The 18,269-nt window shown below is 56.3% G+C and carries 17 protein-coding genes; 2 read left to right on the top strand and 15 right to left on the bottom strand.

Translation table 11 applies throughout. From position 1 onward, the window contains the following. Position 1: 1 nt before the first annotated feature. From lon to ACKXGA_RS02220, 9 genes are all read right to left on the bottom strand, one after another. A complete protein-coding gene (gene lon / locus ACKXGA_RS02260; RefSeq protein ID WP_423729994.1) occupies positions 2–2,452 on the bottom strand; it encodes an endopeptidase La in 2,451 nt (816 codons plus the stop codon). Positions 2,453–2,575: 123 nt separating this feature from the next. After that, the gene (locus tag ACKXGA_RS02255) at positions 2,576–3,124 is read right to left on the bottom strand and encodes a Gx transporter family protein (protein ID WP_242957903.1); all 549 of its coding nucleotides are present in this window, start codon (positions 3,122–3,124) and stop codon (positions 2,576–2,578) included. A gap of 19 nt (positions 3,125–3,143) precedes the next feature. Beyond that, positions 3,144–5,039 carry an ABC-F family ATP-binding cassette domain-containing protein gene (locus tag ACKXGA_RS02250; protein ID WP_423729993.1) on the bottom strand — a complete coding sequence of 632 codons (1,896 nt, stop codon included), beginning with the start codon at positions 5,037–5,039 and terminating at the stop codon, positions 3,144–3,146. 37 nt (positions 5,040–5,076) lie between these two features. Beyond that, on the bottom strand, positions 5,077–5,817 hold the full coding sequence (locus ACKXGA_RS02245) for a YjjG family noncanonical pyrimidine nucleotidase (RefSeq protein WP_097771976.1): 741 nt from the start codon (positions 5,815–5,817) through the stop codon (positions 5,077–5,079). Between the two features lie 126 nt (positions 5,818–5,943). Next, positions 5,944–6,165 carry a hypothetical protein gene (locus ACKXGA_RS02240; protein WP_423729992.1) on the bottom strand — a complete coding sequence of 74 codons (222 nt, stop codon included), beginning with the start codon at positions 6,163–6,165 and terminating at the stop codon, positions 5,944–5,946. A gap of 48 nt (positions 6,166–6,213) precedes the next feature. Beyond that, positions 6,214–8,010, bottom strand: coding sequence for an SGNH/GDSL hydrolase family protein (locus tag ACKXGA_RS02235; protein WP_423729991.1), 1,797 nt, complete (start codon positions 8,008–8,010; stop codon positions 6,214–6,216). Between the two features lie 59 nt (positions 8,011–8,069). Then, positions 8,070–8,729, bottom strand: coding sequence for an HAD hydrolase-like protein (locus tag ACKXGA_RS02230; protein ID WP_035394092.1), 660 nt, complete (start codon positions 8,727–8,729; stop codon positions 8,070–8,072). A 172-nt stretch (positions 8,730–8,901) separates the two neighbouring features. Next, positions 8,902–9,225 carry a hypothetical protein gene (locus tag ACKXGA_RS02225; RefSeq protein WP_035394090.1) on the bottom strand — a complete coding sequence of 108 codons (324 nt, stop codon included), beginning with the start codon at positions 9,223–9,225 and terminating at the stop codon, positions 8,902–8,904. A 60-nt stretch (positions 9,226–9,285) separates the two neighbouring features. Then, on the bottom strand, positions 9,286–9,594 hold the full coding sequence (locus tag ACKXGA_RS02220; protein WP_117476211.1) for a YerC/YecD family TrpR-related protein: 309 nt from the start codon (positions 9,592–9,594) through the stop codon (positions 9,286–9,288). A 328-nt stretch (positions 9,595–9,922) separates the two neighbouring features. Between ACKXGA_RS02220 and ACKXGA_RS02215 the strand changes: the two genes are divergently transcribed. Further along, positions 9,923–11,650 (top strand): carbon starvation CstA family protein, encoded by a 1,728-nt coding sequence (locus ACKXGA_RS02215; RefSeq protein WP_005932856.1) that lies wholly within the window; start codon positions 9,923–9,925, stop codon positions 11,648–11,650. A gap of 91 nt (positions 11,651–11,741) precedes the next feature. Here ACKXGA_RS02215 and ACKXGA_RS02210 read toward each other — a convergent pair whose 3' ends face one another. The 6 genes from ACKXGA_RS02210 to ACKXGA_RS02185 form a co-directional block, all read right to left on the bottom strand. After that, positions 11,742–12,287 carry a GNAT family N-acetyltransferase gene (locus ACKXGA_RS02210; RefSeq protein WP_117476212.1) on the bottom strand — a complete coding sequence of 182 codons (546 nt, stop codon included), beginning with the start codon at positions 12,285–12,287 and terminating at the stop codon, positions 11,742–11,744. A gap of 19 nt (positions 12,288–12,306) precedes the next feature. Next, the gene (locus ACKXGA_RS02205; protein ID WP_117476213.1) at positions 12,307–12,999 is read right to left on the bottom strand and encodes an alpha/beta hydrolase; all 693 of its coding nucleotides are present in this window, start codon (positions 12,997–12,999) and stop codon (positions 12,307–12,309) included. A 190-nt stretch (positions 13,000–13,189) separates the two neighbouring features. Beyond that, the gene (gene tsf / locus ACKXGA_RS02200; protein WP_097771096.1) at positions 13,190–14,113 is read right to left on the bottom strand and encodes a translation elongation factor Ts; all 924 of its coding nucleotides are present in this window, start codon (positions 14,111–14,113) and stop codon (positions 13,190–13,192) included. A 54-nt stretch (positions 14,114–14,167) separates the two neighbouring features. Next, positions 14,168–14,887 (bottom strand): 30S ribosomal protein S2, encoded by a 720-nt coding sequence (gene rpsB, locus ACKXGA_RS02195; RefSeq protein ID WP_035394088.1) that lies wholly within the window; start codon positions 14,885–14,887, stop codon positions 14,168–14,170. Between the two features lie 202 nt (positions 14,888–15,089). Next, a complete protein-coding gene (locus tag ACKXGA_RS02190; protein WP_423729990.1) occupies positions 15,090–17,042 on the bottom strand; it encodes an LTA synthase family protein in 1,953 nt (650 codons plus the stop codon). A 134-nt stretch (positions 17,043–17,176) separates the two neighbouring features. Then, positions 17,177–17,470 carry a PRC-barrel domain-containing protein gene (locus ACKXGA_RS02185; protein ID WP_156068266.1) on the bottom strand — a complete coding sequence of 98 codons (294 nt, stop codon included), beginning with the start codon at positions 17,468–17,470 and terminating at the stop codon, positions 17,177–17,179. Positions 17,471–17,605: 135 nt separating this feature from the next. On the opposite strand from ACKXGA_RS02185, the gene ACKXGA_RS02180 reads away from it, so the two are divergent. Next, positions 17,606–18,220 (top strand): HAD family hydrolase, encoded by a 615-nt coding sequence (locus ACKXGA_RS02180; protein WP_117504047.1) that lies wholly within the window; start codon positions 17,606–17,608, stop codon positions 18,218–18,220. Positions 18,221–18,269: the final 49 nt, after the last annotated feature.

Raw genomic sequence — 18,269 nt, 5'->3', positions numbered from 1 at the left:
ATTAGCAGACAGCCCCCGGCTTCGGTTTTTCCGGTGTAGGCGGGATGGCCGCTTCCACCGGCTTTGCCTTTTTGGCGGGGTGCGGATGACGGGCAGAAACGCTCTTGGGCTTGAGCAGAGCGGCATTGAGCACCTGTGCGAGGTCCGACATGGGCAGGAAGGTCAGATTCTTCTTCACCTCGTCATCCACCTCGTACAGGTCCGGAACGTTATCCTTGGGGATGAGCACGGTTTTCATCCCCTCACGGTAGGCAGCCATGCTCTTTTCGCGCAGGCCGCCGATGGGCAGCACATTGCCGTGCAGAGTGATCTCGCCGGTCATGGCAACATCACCGCGCACCGGGATGCCGGACAGACAGGACACCAGAGCCGTGGTCAGAGTAACACCGGCGCTGGGGCCGTCCTTGGGCACGGCACCCTCGGGGGCATGGATGTGCAGATCGCATTTCTTCAGCCGCTCAGGGTCGATGCCGTATTCCTCGGCGTGGACACGGACATAGGTAATGGCCAGCTGGGCACTTTCCTTCATCACGTCGCCCAGCGAACCGGTGACGGTGATCTTGCCGCTGCCATTGTCCATGACCTGCACTTCGATGGGCAGGGTCTCGCCGCCGATGCTGGTCCAGGCCAGACCGTTGGCAATACCAATGGCGTTGGTCCGGTTGAGGAAATCGGGCTTGACGAAGCGGGGGCCCAGCAGCTCTTCCAGGCTGCTGCCGGTCACAGAGACGGTTTCCGCCTCGCCGGACGCGATCTTGCGGGCGCACTTGCGCAGGACACTGGTGATGGTACGCTCCAGGGTGCGGACACCGGCCTCACGGGTGTAGCCGTCAATGATGCCGTAGAGCGCGCTCTGGGAGAAGGTGACCTTCCCGGCCAGACCGCAGGCCTTGAGCTGCTTGGGTACCAGATGCTTGCGGGCAATGTTGTATTTCTCCACCCGGGTATAACTGGGCAGCTCAATGACATCCATGCGGTCACGCAGAGGGCCGGGAATGGCGCTCAGATCATTTGCCGTGGTGATAAAAAGCACATGGCTCAGATCAAACGGCATATCGATAAAGTGATCATTAAAGGTGGTGTTCTGCTCGGGATCAAGAGCTTCCAGCAGGGCGGCGGCCGGGTCACCCCGGAAATCGCCCGCCAGCTTGTCGATCTCGTCCAGCAGCATCAGGGGGTTGGAGCTCTTGGCGGAGATCATGGCGTTGATGATCTTGCCGGGCATGGCCCCGATATAGGTGCGGCGGTGGCCGCGGATCTCTGCCTCATCCCGCACACCGCCCAGACTGATGCGCACATACTTGCGGTTCAGGCTCTCGGCAATGGAGCGGGCAATGCTGGTCTTGCCGACACCCGGAGGGCCGACCAGGCAGATGATCTGCCCCTTGACATCCGGAGCCAGCTTGCGGACAGCCAACACCTCAAGAATGCGGTCCTTGACCTTCTTCAGACCGTAGTGGTCGCGGTCAAGGATGCGCTGTGCCTTGGCGATATCGAGGTCGTCCTCAGTACAGCTGTTCCAGGGCAGATCCAGGCAGGTATCCAGATAGGTGCGGATGACCGTTCCCTCCTGATTGCTGCTCTGCATCTTGGCAAGGCGGTCCACTTCCTTGAGCAGTTTCTTCTCCCGCTCCTCGTCCAGATGCAGCTCCTGGATCCTGCGGCGGTACTCCTCGGCCTCTGCCGTGGTATCATCGTCCTCGCCCAGCTCCTGGCTGATCATGTGCATCTGCTCATGCAGGTAGTAATCACGCTGGTTCTTGTCCATGGCCTCGTCCACTTTCTGGGCGATCTCCTTGTCGATCTCCAGCATCCGGCGCTCCCGATGCAGGCGTTCCACCAGCAAGCGCAGACGGCCGATGAGAGTGCTTTCCTCCATCACAGCCTGCTTATCCTCAAAGCGGAAGAGCAGATTGGCAGGGATGTACTCGCACAGGAAGGCGGGGTCGTTATTCGAGGTAACAGCAAACACCACGTCCTTGCTGATGCGGGGATTCATGGAAAGCACCGCGTCGAAGCTCGTTTTCACGTTGCGGAGCAGGGCCTCCGCCTCGGTCTCTTCCTCTGCCTTGATGGGACGCACAGGAGCCGGCCGCACCGATGCCAGCAGGAAGCTGCCTTCGGTATCCAGCTCGGTGCGCTTGGCGCGGAACTTGCCCTCCACCAGAATGCGCACCAGATCATCCGAAACACGCATGACCTGCTTGATCTCGGCCACAACGCCGTACTGGTACATCTCCTCTGCCTTGGGGTCCTCAGCCTTCATATCCTTCTGCGCAATGAGGAACACCTCAGATTTATTCCGCACGGCCCATTCTACAGCGGCAATGCTCTTGTCACGACCCACCTCAAAATGCAGCAGGTTGTTGGGGAACACCACCAGCCCACGCAGGGCAATGGCGGGAAGATGGAGGATATTGCGCTCCACCTTGACAGTCACTTTTTCAGACATAAACTCATACCTCCCAGCTGCCCCGCGCCAAAGTGCGCTATCCCGTGGGCAGTTTTTTTGTTGGGTAAAAATTCAGATTTGATTTATTATATCGGATTCCGGCCCCGGTTGCAACCAGGCAGTTCATCCTTTGCGGTTTTCCTGGATATTATAACCCAGCCGTCCCAGTGCAGGCAGCATGGCCCGCAGGGTGACACTGGTGAGCATTCCCATCACAAGGCCCAGCACCAGCATGACCGGTGCATAGTAAAGGGACACTGCTGTGGAAAGGATGACACTGGCTCCCAGCAGCTGGCCGATGTTGTGGGCCAGCGCGCCGCAGACCGACAGGATGAACCAGGTAGGCCGCAGCGGGCAGTGATAGTAGAGCAGCCACATCACCAGCAGTGAGAGCAGGCCGCCGCAGAGGGAAAGAAAACCTGCCGTCCAGCCGGAGACCAGAAAGACGAAGAACGCCTTCAGCACATCCAGCACAAGAGCCTGTTTTGGCCCCATGAAGAACAGGGCATACATCACCACAATATTCGCCAGACCCAGCTTCATGCCTGGCAAAAGCCCGGGGATGACCAATGTGCCCTCGATGAAGGAAAGCGCCATCGCCAGAGCAAACAGCAGACCTGAAAGGGCGATGCTGTGCGTTTTGTTGTAATTGCGGCGATTATGAGGCATCATTGTTCTCCTTTGCAGCAGATTATTCTTCACCAGCAGCCTGTTCGTACTGCTCCTGCTCTTCCATTGCCTTTTCCCAGGCAGCAAACAGCTCCTCCTGATGGAAGCGCAGATCACTGAGCTCATCGCTCTTTTGGCGGAGCAGATCGGGGTCATTGTAGACCTCCGGGGAGTTGATCTCATTGTCAAGCTCCACTTCCCTTGCCCCGCAGGCTTCCATTTCATCCTCGCAAGCCTTGATCTTGGCCCGCAGCTCCGCGCGGCGGCGGCGCTGCTCCTTGCCGTAACCGGCCTTGGCGGGCTGATCCCCGGCTTTTTCCGGAGCGGCAGCAGAAACGGCACGGCCCATCAGGGCATCGTAGCTCGGATACAGGGTGGCCTTGCCATCTTCCAGATAGAGGATGGGACAGCCCAGACTGTTCATCAGATGGCGGTCATGGGTGACCATGAGCAGGGTCCCAGTGTATGCCATCAGGGCCTCGGTCAGGTTCTCGCGGGTGTAGATGTCCAGGTGGTTGGTGGGCTCGTCCAGAAACAGCAGATTGGGCCGCTCCAGCACGATCTCAGCAAAGCGCAGCCGGGCCAGCTCTCCGCCGGAAAGTGCCTCGCAGGGCTTGAACACTGTCTCACCCCGGAAACCCAGCTTTGCCAGATGGCTGCGCACTTCCAGCTCCGTCATCCGGGGATACTTGTTCCAGATGACATCGATCACCCGGCCCTGTCCCAGACGGTTCTGCTGCTGGGCAAAAATGCTGGGCCGGGCTCCCGTACCCAGCCGTACCATGCCGCCGGAGGGGCGGCGCTTACCATCCAGCACCTGCATCAGGGTGGATTTGCCCGCACCGTTGGGGCCTGCGATCACCAGCCGCTGACCCCGGCAGACCGTATAGGTAAAGGGTTCCAACAGGGTGCGCTCCCCGATTCTGATGGTCAGGTTCTTCATCATCACCAACTCGTTCCACGGCTCCACATCATACTCAAAGCGGAACTTGAGCTGGTTCGTTTCATCCTTTGGTGCTTCCGTGATCTCCAGCTTTTCCAGCTGTTTGCGGCGGCTCTGGGCCATCTTGGTGGTGGAAGCGCGCACAAGATTGCGGTCTACATAATCCTGCAGCTTTTCAGCCAGTGCTACATCTGCATCGTGCTGCTTCTGGCGCAGGACATCGGCAGCTTCCTTCTGAGGCAGATAGGCTGAGAAGTTGCCCTTATAAGTGGTCATGGTCTGGAAGGAGACCTCCCAGATCCTGGTGCAGATATTGTCCAGGAAATAGCGGTCATGGCTGACGACCAGCACGGCACCGGAATAGCCCTTGAGGTAATTCTCCAGCCATTCCATGGTGGCAAAATCCAAGTGGTTGGTGGGCTCGTCCAAGATCAGGACATCCGGCTTTTCCAGCAGCAGCTTTGCCAGACGAAGGCGCGTCAGCTCACCGCCCGAAAGCACAGCGATATTCTTCGTCCAGGTATCCTGCGCAAACCCCATACCGGACAGCACCTTTTTGATGTTGACATCCATATTGTAGCCGTCAGCGGCATCAATGATGTTCTGCAAGGCATCGTGCTGTTCCAGCAGAGAGGTATCCTCCGGGCTGGCGGCCATTCTGCGCTCCAGGATCTGCATCTGGGCCATGGCATCCAGCACATGGGCAAAGCAGGAACGCATCTCGCCGTAGATATCCAACGTAGGGTCGAGCTTTGCATTCTGTTCCAGATAACCCAGCGTTACACCATGGGTCACACTGAACTCACCCTCGTAGTCCGTATATTCGCCGGTCAGGATCTTCAGCAGGGTCGTTTTGCCTGCGCCGTTCTGGCCCACGATGCCGATGCGGTCCTCCCGTTCGACACTGGCCGTGACATCATGCAGGACGATCTTCTCGCCAAAGCTCTTGCCCAGCTTTTCCAAATGTATCAGCATTGTTCGTTTTCCAATCTCTCACACAGGCCGCACAGCATTACAGCTGGTGGCGGCGATTCTTCAGGCCCACATTGGCCAGTTCCTCCGGCTCCATCACCAGCGGGTAAAGCTCTTCCAGGCTGCTGATCTCATAGGTAGGCACGACCTTGCCGGGATTCTCGGCGTGGTTGGGGTTATACCAGCAGGTATCCAGCCCGGCGTTCACACCGCCCTGCACATCACTGCTCAGGCTGTCGCCCACCATCAGCACATGCTCACGGTTCTCCACGCCCAGCGCACGGAGCGCGGCATCAAAAATCTTGCGGTTGGGCTTTTCGCTGTCCATTTTTTCAGAAACGAACACATCCTCCACAAAATCCAGAATGCCGGATTCCCGCACACGGCGGCTCTGCACCCGGTCAAAGCCATTGGTCACCACAGCCAGTGTTGCCACTTCGGAAAGCTCCCGGAGCACGTCCAGCACGTTGGGAGATGTCAGGTCAGGGTGGGTAGAGAGCTGATCCAGATAGAATTTGTTCATCTCCACACCGTTGCCTGCGGCATTCACTGCCTTCAGAAAGCGGGTGAACCGCTCCCCCATCAGCTTGTCCCGGCGGATCTGACCCTTTTCCAGCTGCCGCCAGAGCTCCTCGTTGATGGTGCGGTAGGTCTGCACCGTCTCGGCATCCGGCTCAATGCCGTACTCCCGCAGGGTGTCAGCCAGCGCTTTGTTTTCCGCTGCATCAAAATCCAGCAGCGTATTATCAGCATCAAACAGAACACAGTAGTATTTTGCCATGGTTCATTACCCCTCTTTCATACTTGTGTCATTTTCCGGGACGCTTGTCCCCGATCACCGGGGAATTTTTCCCAGATCAAAAGAACAGCGAGAAGCCAGCCCCGCCCCGGCAGAGCTGGCTTCCGGTTATTCCTGAACTATCTCATAAGTTTCATCATCGGTCTGCACCGGGGAATTGTCCGTGCACGGATTTTGCGCGGTGCAGGGTTTGTCAACGTTTCTGGGCATCTGCTCCTCGGTCATGCCGTTGTCCACATTCTCCCAGTCCATCTCATACCAGTCCACACTGCCATCGGTCACAGTTCCCTCACCGGGCAGCCCGGGGATCTTGATCTCTTCACAGAACATCCGGCTCCCTCCCTTCTGCCCAGCCTATGCGGGCAGACAGAAAAAGGTTTACCGGCTGGCTTCTGCTTCGGTGGAAGCGGAGGGCTCCTCTGCGGGTTCAATATCATTTTCAACCGAAGCGGAGACCGATTCACTGTTGGTTTGCTCTTTGGATTCCGTTTTGCTCTCAGAGGCAGCACTGCTGGAGGACGAAGTGCTCTCTGCCTTGCTCTCTGAGCTGCTGTGAGAAGAAGAGGTGCTCTCGCTCTTGGATTCGCTCTTGCTCTCACTTTCCGCCGTGCTGTGGGAAGAACTGTTGCTCGAGCTCTCAGACTTGCCGCTCTCCGAAGAGGACGCGGATGTACTGCCGGAAGAAGTAGAAGAGCTGCCGGAATTTGAGCTGGAGGCGGGCTCCGGGCTGACCGTGATGGTCAGCGCATTGCTGGCCACGGCGCAGTCGTTGTACACGACCACCGCATAGATCTTATAGCTGCCGCTGGTGATGGCCGAAGCAGACACGGTGACCGTTGTATGGCCTGCGGCCTCCTTCACTTCCTGACCGTTGGCGAACCAATGCAGGTTTTCACTCTTGGCATATTTGCCCTCCAGCGCAGCCTTAAAGACATAGGAACCGGCGGAAGCCTTGCCTTCCGAGATGTGAACGGAAGCAGCTGCAAACACGGCTGTCACGTCCAGATTCTGCTTGAAGCCGGTATCGGTACGGGTCTTGCTGGTCACGCCGTCGCTCCACTTGACGAAAACATGGCCCTCCGCAGGGGTGGCCGTGACAGTCAGCGACTGGGATGCATCTGTGATGCCGTATGTCAGGCTGGTCTTACCGCTCTCGTTCCCACAGCTCAGGGTGCCGCCGCCGCTCTTTTCCACCTGATAACGGGCCTCAAACTTAACGTTGGCAGTCTCAGAGCTGCTGACGCTTTCACTCTCGCTGGAAGAAGCGGGTTCTTCCGAGCTGGGGGCCTGCACCGCCGAGCTGGGGTTGGATACATATTCCAACGTGCGGGTGGGGATATTATTGGTGTCCGGGCGGCGATCCTCGGTCTGGTAAGCGTGGGTGCGCAGATAGCTCAGCGCAGCCTTGAGACCGGCACTCTTGAGGTGGATATCACCGTCCGTGTAGTAATCCAGCTGGCCGTAGCCATTTTCTCCCTTGAGAACCTCAGCCGTATTCAGAAATCTGACCCCCAGCTGTTCACACATGTTGAGCAGCGCCATGTTAAAATCATCGATCTTAGCCTGATCCATGTGGGGGTAATTGGAGTGATTCTCCGGGATAGGAGGCACCGTGTTCACGATGATATCAGTGTAGGGGTAAGCTTCCTGAATGGCCTGCACCAGCGCGGTATAGTTGCTGATAAAATCAGCCACCTCCATGCCGGTGTCGTTGGTGCCAAAGGTCATCACAACACGGCGGGGCTTCATTTTTGCCACCGCCTGTGCGATGGTGTAGTGGGTGGTGTCATTTTTAAAGGTGACGATCCCTTCGTTCAGGGCCACCTGGGTGCCAATGCCCTCCTTGGCGCAGAACTGCTGCAAGGAGATCAGGCCGTTGTTATACAGACGCACGGTGTTGGAGTCTCCCAGAAACAGGGTGCTGTCCAGATATTCCGTGCCCGCATCCGCTGTTTCAGTCAGCAGAGCACTGGAGGTGTTATCGATCTGATAGTGATTGGCAAGATCTGTGCTTTCACCGTCCCCGGTGGTGTCCGTCGGCACGGAGTCTGCGGGTGTGCCGGGCGTTTCCGGCTTTCCCCGTTTGAGCAAGGTCAGGGTAATGCCTACGGTCAGCAAAGCCGCCAGTGCGCAGACCACACAGACCAGAACGGCCTGCCGCTGCAGCGATGTCATAGACTGTTTGTCCGATTGATTCTTATGATTCATGTTATATTCACCACTTATCCTATCGTTCAACCGTTTGCACGGCAGGCCAGGAGCTTGTCCGTCAGTTCTTCACAACTTTCCGCCAGCAGCACCGGGCCAAAGGGCTCCAGTTCTTCCCTGCTGCCGTAGCCATACAGGGCACCGGCGGCATCCAGCCCGCAATCAGCAGCACCGCGCATATCATCGTTGCGGTCGCCCACCATCAGCACCCGCTTGCCCTGTACACAGGGCTGGGTGAGAACATAGCGCACCACTTCCGTTTTGGTATCCCGGCTCTCATCCATGGACGCGCCGCCGATGAAATCAAAGTAAGGGGCCAGTCCCTGTTCTTCCAGAATGGGGGTCACGACCACAGTCGGCTTGGAGGTTGCGGTGCAGAGCACAAATCCTGCCTCCTTCAGGCGGCGCAGCATCTCTGCCGCACCGGGGTAGGCCGTACCCTCATGGCTGCCTTTTTCGCGGTAACTTTCCCGATAGAGCTCGGTGGCCTCCTCGATTTTTGCAGGGTCAGAAAAATGCTCTCCAAAGCTCTTGCGGAGCGGCGGCCCCAGATAGCGCCGCAGGTTCACATGGGTGACATCCACGCCCATCTTGGTAAAAACTTCTTCCAGTGTATTCAGGATGCCGGGGGCGGAATCGATCAGGGTTCCGTCCACGTCAAATAAGATCACGTCATAGTGCTGCAAGTTCGTTTCCCTCTCTTTCACACATATACACGGTATAGTATAGCACAGAATTGCGTTTTCAGCAATTCCAACAAATCGTTTTTATTCTTTTTATACAAATCGGTCACAATCTGGCCTTAAAACGCAAAATGCCTGCCCGCCAGAATGCGGACAGGCAGGGGGTCATGCAGGCTTATTGGGCTGCAGCGCCGTTATCAGCGGAGGGATAATAGAGGTTATTGGAGATAAACTCCAGCTTTTCCTTCAGCACCAGCTCCAGATTTGCCACGGCGTGCACCATGTTGGTGGCCGAATCGTTCACTTCCAGCAGCTTGCACAGGTCGATCTCGTTCATGGCGAGTGCGGTTTTCATCTTCTGGCTCTCGGCGCAGAGGATGTGGCTCAGAGCACTTTCCTGCAGCGCGATACTTTCCATCAGATCGATCACAGCCTGACTCAGGGTAACACGGGGCAGGGCCGGACATTCCAGCGTAGTGGGACAATTGATCGTTGCCATAGGGGACTCATCCTTTCTATATAAGGTGTACTCCATCCTATGTCCCCTGCCGTGCAGCCGTTACTGCTTTTTCTCCTGTGCAGAGATCTTTTCAATTACGCTCTGGTAACCGCCGGTTCCGTATTGGATACAGCGATTGATCCGGCTGATGGTCGCCGTGCTGATCTCTACCTCTTTCACGATCTGGTCATAGGTGCGGCCGCCAAGCAGCAGCTTTGCCGCTTCCAGCCGTTGTGCCATATCGGAGATCTCCTTTACTGTGCACAGATCCTCAAAAAAAGCATAGCACTCCTCCCGGCTCTCAAGGCTCAGGATGGCATCGAACAGTGCATCTACGGTCTCGTTTTTTTTGGAATTTTTCTCAGTCATTGCGGTCTCCTCTGCGGCAAACGCCGGAACTTCTGACAGAAAGAATTATATCATGTTATCACATTAGCACACGAAAGTGCGAAAGTCAAGTCTTTTGCGTGAATCGTTTTCAATTCAACGTGTCCACAGTTTTCTTCTCTTCACAAGTGAAATAAAATCATCTAAAAATTATTGCCGGATTTTCTGTCGAATTAGCACATCCTCTGAACTGCTCCGAAAAATATTGACAAATTATGAAAATGGGGATAAAGTATACACAATTTTCAGGCAAAGGAGCCACAGCGTGACCTCTTTGCCGCATGAAAAGCAAAGGAAAGAGGTAAAAGAAATGAACACGCTGGTCATCGTTTTGATCGCAGCCGTGTGTCTGTTTGGTGCTTACACCCTCTACGGACGCTGGCTGGCAAACAAGTGGGGCATCGACCCCACCGCCAAGACCCCTGCGGTCGTCCATGAGGACGGCCGGGATTACGTTCCCACCAACGGCTGGACCGTTTTTGCACATCAGTTCAGCTCCATTGCAGGTGCCGGCCCTGTTACCGGTGCCATTCAGGCTGCTGCCTTTGGCTGGCTGCCTGTTCTGCTGTGGGTCCTGCTGGGCGGCATTTTCTTTGGTGCTGTTACCGACTTCGGCGCTCTGTATGCTTCTGTAAAGAATGACGGCAAGTCCATGGGTATGCTGATCGAAAAGTATATCGGCAAGACTGGCCGCAAGCTGTTCCTGCTGTTCTGCTGGCTGTTCTGCGGCATCGTTATTGCAGCGTTTGCTGACATGGTCGCTGGCACCTTCAATGCTTATGGCGCGGACGGCGCTCTGGTGGACGCTGCTCAGACCAACGGCGCTGCCGGCATGGTCTCCATCATGTTCATGGTCTTCGCTGTGGTCTTTGGCCTGATCCAGAAGAAGTTCAACTTCTCCGGTTGGAAGGAGAGCGTCATCAGCATTGTTTTCATCGTGCTGTCTTTTGTCATTGGCGCAAATCTGCCCATCATCCTGGGCAAGGCCGCATGGAGCTATATCACCTTCGTTTATATCTTCTTTGCCGCCGTGCTTCCCATGTGGCTGCTGAAGCAGCCCCGGGACCACATGACCACCTTCATGTTTGTTGCCATGATCGCAGGCGCTGTGGTTGGTCTGGTCGTTGCACACCCCACCATGAATCTGCCCGTTTACACCGGCTTCACCAACGAGAAGCTGGGTACCATGTTCCCCATCCTGTTCGTCACCGTTGCCTGTGGTGCTGTTTCCGGCTTCCACAGCCTGGTCTCCTCCGGTACTTCCTCCAAGACTGTTGAGAACGAGAAGGATATGCTGAAGGTCGGCTATGGCGCAATGATCCTGGAGAGCCTGCTGGCTGTTCTGGCCCTGTGCGTTGCCGGTGCTGCCGCTGCTGCGGACGGCACCCCCGCTGCAGGCACCCCGTTCCAGATCTTCAGCCGTGGTGTTGCCGGTTTCTTTGAGATGTTCGGCGTTCCCGCTTATGCAGCAACGGTCTTTATGACGATGTGTGTTTCCGCTCTGGCCCTGACCAGTCTGGATGCTGTGGCCCGTATCGGCCGCATGAGCTTCCAGGAGCTGTTCAGTGTGGACGACATGGAGCACGCTGAGGGCTGGCGCAAGCTGTTCTGCAACGTCTACTTCTCCACCTTCCTCACTCTGGCCTTCGGCTTCCTGCTGACCAAGATCGGCTACGCAAACATCTGGCCTTTGTTCGGTTCCGCCAACCAGCTGCTGAGCGCTCTGGTTCTGGCTACCCTGTGCGTTTTCCTGAAGGTCACCGGCCGCAGCAACAAGATGCTGTTCCCCCCGCTGATCATCATGCTGTGCGTCACCTTCACCGCTCTGGTGCAACGCCTGATCGCTATGGTCAAGGCCATCAGCACCGCCGCTTCTGTCAGCATTCCTGCTGGCGAGACCACTTGGGGTGCCGTGTTCATTGCCAACGGCCTGCAGCTGATCCTGGCTGTCCTGCTGATCGTTCTGGGTCTGAACATTGTGTTCCACTCCTTCTCTGCTTACAAAAAGGCTGAGCACAACAGCGAGGCCAAAATCTGAGGTTTTCACGGTTTGACCGTAAAACGATAAAAATCTCCCACTGACGACATCGAACCCCGTCAGTGGGAGATTTTATTTTGTCCTTTTCAGGTCACAGCATCTTCACCATGATGATCTCATCCCGGTAGGTGCCGTCTTTCAGTTTAAAGGCCCGGGGCTGGATGCCATAGCGCTCAAACCCAAACTTCTCATAGAGATGGATGGCACGGGCGTTATCGCTGTACACCCCCAGTTCCAGCTGTTCGAAGCCGTTGGCGCGGGTCTGGCCAATGGCCAGCTGCATCAGATAACTGCCCAGACCGCAGCCCCAGTAATCTTTCCGTACGGAAATGCCTACTACGGCACGATGGCGGTATTTGATATGCGGCCGCACCTGTGCAACACCAAACTCCCCCACCAGCTTTTCTCCGGCAAAAGCGCCCACCTCAAAGTTCACAGGGCTTTCCACGAAGCCTGCGAGCCAGTTCCGCATCGCTTCCAGACTCGCTCCTTCCTCCGGGTATCGGGCCATAAAATGTGTTTCGCTGTAGATTGCATTGCGGAATGCACTCAATGCCTCCGCATCATCGGCGCATAAGCTGCGCACCGTCAGCACTTCCCCGTTGGGCAGTGTGAACGTTCTGGGTTCGATCTTCATGTTCCTCTCTCCTCTTCTTTCAGATATGTGCTCGCTCCCATTCCTGCAGAACAGCCAATTGCAGCTCGGTGTGGAACCAGTGCTCTCCTTCTTCCATGATGGTCAGATGCGCACCTGTCCGTTGTTTGAACTGCTCAAGCACTGCCCTGGAAGTCAGGTTATCCTTTGCGCCATAGAGCACTTGCGTGGGCACTTTCCAGCGGTAGGGATGCTCCCTCACCCAGCAGAGATACTGCCACGACAGCGTCTCATCGAAATCCGTGGAAATCTCCCCTGCTTCTTTCAACTGGGCCTCACTCACATTTGCCCACTGCATCATATTGGTGATAAGATCTTCCATATCTACCACTGGTGAGAGCAAAAGAGCACTCCGTAAAGGCTTTTCCTGTAAGGCCAACATGGAAAACCAGGCTCCGATACTTGTAGCCCGCAGCGAAACATTCTTCCAACGCTCTGCGGCATAGGAATAAACCGCTTCCAACTCTGGAACCGCCACCCACGGCAGCAGCTTCTCGGAGCTGCCCCTGCGCTCTCCATGTTCAGGCAAATCAACAGCAAGAACCTGATACCCTGCTGGGCAGGCAAGTTCTGCAAACGGCAGGGCTTCTTCTTTGCATCCCATTTTGCCATGGACATAGAGATATACTTTTCGGCTTTCTTTCCCGTACAGCAAAGCAGGAATACCGCTGATCTCAAGTTTCTGTGTTTTCATCGTAACATCTCCTGTCAGATGCCGCCTTCCTTTTTTCGGTACAGCGGCTGGTTGAGATTCTTCACTTCCAGCTTTCTCTTCATTGTAATTGTTCCTATGATAACACACTTCCCGTTCAAACACAAACAAAAAGAGCTGTGACACCCTGTTACAGGTACCACAGCTCTTAAATTCATTCAGTCAGACTGAATTACTTCACCATGCTTGCAACTTCAGCAGCGAAGTCGTCAGCACGCTTCTCCAGGCCCTCGCCCTTCACGAAACGGGTGAACTTGACGATCTTGATCTCGCCGCCCAGATCCTTAGCGACCTTAGCGGTGTACTGAGCAACAGACAGATCGCCGTCCTTAACGAACTCCTGATCGACCAGGCAGTTCTCCTTGAAGAACTTCTTGATCTTGCCCTCGATCATCTTCTGCTTCACAGCATCAGGCTTGTTGGCGTTCTTGGGATCGCCAGCCATCTGAGCCAGCATGATCTCCTTCTCCTTGGCAACGACCTCAGCGGGGACAGAAGCCTCATCGACATAGCTGGGGTTAGCAGCTGCGACCTGCATGGCGATGTCCTTGCCGTAAGCAGTGAACTCGTCCTTGCTGTCGATGTCGTTGGTGGTCTCGAAGTTGACCAGGATGCCGTGGGTGCCGCCGCCGTGGACGTAAGCAGAGCAAACGCCCTCGTAACGGACGAAACGACGGATCTTGATGTTCTCCTTGATGACCAGGATCAGGTTCTTCAGAGCCTCGTCAACGGTCTCGCCAGCCTCGGTCTTGCAAGCCATCAGAGCCTCAACATCAGCAGGGTTCTGCAGCATGATGACCTTGGTTGCTTCCTTGACGAACGCAACGAACTTGTCGTTCTTGGCAACGAAGTCAGTCTCAGCGTTGACTTCGATGACAACACCGACCTTGCACTTGGGGCAGTAGTCAGCGTAGACCATACCCTCGGCAGCAACGCGGCTTGCCTTCTTGGCAGCAGTAGCCAGACCACGCTCGCGCAGGATCTCAATAGCCTTCTCGAAGTTGCCGTCAGCCTCAGTCAGAGCCTTCTTGCACTCCATCATGCCGCAGTCGGTCTGCTTGCGCAGTTCCATAACGTCCTTTGCAGAAATAGCCATTTTTGTAGTCTCCCTTACACGTTATTTCACGGGTTTGTTCTGTACAGCCAGAAATCAGGCGTTGGCAGCTTCCTCAGCGGGAGCCTCCTGGTTGCCCTGCTTGCCTTCCAGAACAGCGTCAGCCATAGCGCCAGCGATCAGCTTGACAGCGCGGATAGCGTCGTCGTTGCCGGGGATGACGTAATCGATCTCGTCGGGGTTGCAGTTGGTATCAACGATAGCCACGATGGGGATGTTCAGCTTGCGGGCCTCAGCAACAGCGATGCGCTCCTTGTGAGGATCAACGATGAACATAGCCTTCGGCAGGGTCTTCATGTTCTTGACACCGCCCAGGTACTTGTCCAGCTTCTCCATCTCCAGCTCGAGCTTAGCAACTTCCTTCTTGGGCAGCAGCTCGAAGGTGCCGTTCTCCTTCATCTTAGCCAGCTGATCCATACGGTCGATGCGCTTACGGATGGTGCGGAAGTTGGTCAGCATACCGCCCAGCCAGCGAGCGTTGACATAGTGCATGCCGCAGCGCAGAGCCTCGTCACGGATGGACTCCTGAGCCTGCTTCTTGGTGCCGACGAACAGGATGTCGCCGCCCTCAGCTGCAACTTCCTTCACGTAGTTGTAAGCCTCGTCCAGCTTCTTCACGGTCTTCTGCAGATCGATGATATAGATGCCGTTGCGCTCGGTGAAGATATACTTCTTCATCTTGGGGTTCCAGCGGCGGGTCTGGTGACCGAAGTGCACACCTGCCTCGAGAAGCTGCTTCATAGAAACGACTGCCATAGTAAAAATACCTCCAATATTGTTTTGCCTCCGCACACCGTGATCCGCGGCCATATCGGATGGCTTTGGACTGCCCTCCACTCCCGAAAGAGCACAAAAGGGCATAGTGATGCGTGTGTAATGCTAAGTAATAATAGCACAAACAGGCGTGTGATGCAAGGGGTTTTCTCTGTTTTTTACAAGAAAATCGCGTATTTTTTGTTTATTCGTCCGTCTGAGTGCTGTTCAGGCTCTCCATGCCCATCCGGCTGAGGGCATAGCCCTTGCCAAACATCAGGTCATATTGCAGCAGCCAGTGCTTCTGGCTCCAGCTTTCCTGCAGGGAGCTCGGGGTCTGGGTGGTGGTGCCGTCCAGATTCATCACCGTGCCCCGGGTATTGGCGCGGTCGGCCACCTGCAGCTGGCGGTTCAGCAGCTGGAAATACAGCGGCTGCTCCAGACCGTAGAGGTTCATCATCACCGGCGAGATATCGTAAGCGGCAATGGTGCCCAGATCCACGGGCTTGTCGGTGTAGTTCGACCACATCAGCAGGGTGGTCTGGTGCAGGCGTGGGTCCGCACTGGAATCGCTGGCATAGCCGCTGCTGGTAAAGACATCATAATTGGAATCAATGGGGTTGTAATGGTCGCCCCAGAACACCAGGATCACCGGCTCGTCCACCTGCGAGAAGTATTGGGTCAGCTTGCCCAGCATGGCATCGGCATCCCGGATGCCGGTCGCGAAATCTTCCAGCGCGCCGATGGTGCTGGCCTTGAGGCCCGCCGGGTGCTCTGTCACCTTCACCCGCACATCGTCCGGGTAGTTGTCTTTATTATAATTGGTATGGTTCTGCATCGTGACCGCGTGCAGGAAAACCGGTGCATCCGAGGACGCTTTCATCTTCTCATACTGCTGGATGATCTGGTCCGCCATGGAGTCATCCGTGACCAGACCGCTGGTCCAGTAGTGCCTGCGCACCTTGTTGACATGGGTCATCTGTTCCAGGCTCAGGAAGGTGTCAAAGCCCAGGTTGGGGTATGCCGTGTCCCGGCTCCAATACTTGGCCCAGAAGCAATGAACTGCCGCCGTCTGATATCCCTGCGTCAGCTTGAGGTAATTGGGCAGCGAGAACATAGGCTTGGTCACATGCTGCTGGTAGGGCTTGCTGCCGTTGGGCAGAAAGGAAGCCGAATAGCCTGTCAGCGCTTCAAACTCCACATCGCAGGTTCCGCCGCCGAAACTGGGGCTGTACGCCCGGCCAGAAGCACTGGTCTGCTGCAGGGCGTGGAGGTTGGCGGAGACATCGGTATCAAACTGGAAACCGTACTGCTCCAGTTCCGACACATCCCAGTAGGACTCGTCCATCACGTAGATGATGGTGGGCTTTTTCACAGTCTCGTCCGCAGAGGTGGTGGCACCGTAAGATTCCGGGTAGAGCGGAGCGGTGGAATATTTCTGTGCAGCTTCGGTATCATCCAGGATCTCGTTGACAGCCTCCTCTGAATACCCCTCCGGCTTGGAGATCTCCAGATTGGTCAGATTGGTCAGAAAGCTGGTGATGACACCATAATAGCGGTAATAGCGGTCCTGCATCCAGGCATCCGGCACAATGCCAATGGCCTGTGTCACGGCAGGCTGCAGGAACACGCCAAAGAGCAGACCGCAGGTAGCTGCCGCACTGGCAAGAAAGCCTGCCACCCGGGGCTTCCAGTTCAGCTTCTGCCGCCCTCTATAAAGGAAGAAAGACACTACGACCAGCAGCACGATAATAACAATGGATACCACCATGCTGGTCTGGATGTGGATCCCGGCCGCAGCTGCCACGCCCGCAGCCTCTGACACCTGCATCAGGTCCCAGGGCAGGAAGGGCTCGCCGCGCAGCTGCAGTGTGTAGAAATTGACTGCCGCCGGGGCACAGCCCAGCACCGCCGCCAGCAGGGTCGCCAACGGTGCAAACCGGGTCAGCCAGTCCACTGCCAGCCAGCTGAGAAACAGCATGGCCCACGCCAGCAGATAGGCTTCGGCATGGGGGAAAATGTATTGGGTAAATGTCTCCCCTGTCAGGCTGCCGCGGGCGATCCACTCCGTCAGGAACAGGATGCCCAGCGTTGCCAGTGGAGGGAAGAGCAGCCGCAGCCCATGCAGGGAAAGCGGCGTATGTTTTTTTTCGTTCATAGAGAGAAGTTCCTTTCACTTCCGGAAATCAGATTTCAAGCCGGAGCGGCAAGGCTCTGCCGCTCACGGTTCTCTATTATAATCCGATTTTTTGTAAAATCAAACCCTGATGCTGGAAAAATTCACGAAAAATTTCAGCCGTCCAGCCAGTGCCGCATTTTTTGCCAGAAACCCTGCTTTTTGGCTTCCGGCTCCGGCAACTCCGTGCGGACCAGGATCGCGTCCACTCCCAGTGTTTCGATGTCCGTCCAGGGGATGACCAGAGTCTCGTCCCGGCCCAGCAGCCCAAACAGATGAGGCTGCCCGAGCAGCAGCAGGCTTTTGACCTGCGCCGTTGCCGGATCGAGCTCCAGATCATCGGCGCGGCCAAGGCAGGCCCCGTTGCTCAGCTGAACGATCTCCTTTGTGCACAGCTCCCGGAATTTCATCGTGCTCCCCTCCCCGCAGTTTGCCTGTTTCATCCTATGCGGCGGCACAGTGCTTGATGCAGGGCGGGCAGTTGTGCTATACTGTGGGCAGAATCTTTCTGGCAGAAACATCCATACAGAATTGAGGAAACAGCGATGTATAAAAATATCATCTTTGATCTGGGCGGTGTCATGGTGGATTTCGACCCCAAGACCTACCTGGTAGACCGCTTCTGCAATGCCGAGGTAGAGGAACAGGTCTCCCAGCTGACTTTTGAAAGCGAGGAGTGGAAGCTGCTGGATGCAGGGCTTATCACCCGCTCTGAGGCCAACCTGCGGATGCTGGCCCGCGCAAAAGAATATGGCCGCGCGTTTGAGGTGCAGGGCGTGCTGGACGATTGGATGCATATCCTCCGCCCCCGCCGCCGGATGCAGGAGCTGGTGCGGAAGCTCAAGAGCCGCGGCTACTGTGTCTACTACCTGAGCAATATCCCCGAGGATGTGCTGGATTTTCTGACCGAGCGCGACCTCAAGGGCCTGTTCGACGGCGGCGTGGCCTCCTGCGAGGTGCACATCAACAAGCCTGACCCGCGCATCTATAAGGCCCTGCTGGACAAATACCAGCTCAAGGCCGGGGAAAGTGTTTTCATTGACGACCGGCTGGAGAATGTGCAGACCGCTTTCCGCCTGGGCTTTGCCGGCATCCAGATGAAGGACAGCGTCGGCACACTGGTGCGCAGCCTTGCTACCTGCAGTGTGGTCATCCACTGAACAGCACACAAAAACTCCCCGCTCAATGCCCTGTCTTGGGCGCTGGGCG

Source organism: Faecalibacterium hominis (ex Afrizal et al. 2022) (genome assembly GCF_049545105.1).
Taxonomy (GTDB): Bacteria; Bacillota; Clostridia; order Oscillospirales; family Ruminococcaceae; genus Faecalibacterium; species Faecalibacterium duncaniae.
The sequence above is the reverse complement of the archived record's forward strand: the minus strand, read 5'-3'. Positions and strand labels throughout refer to the sequence as shown.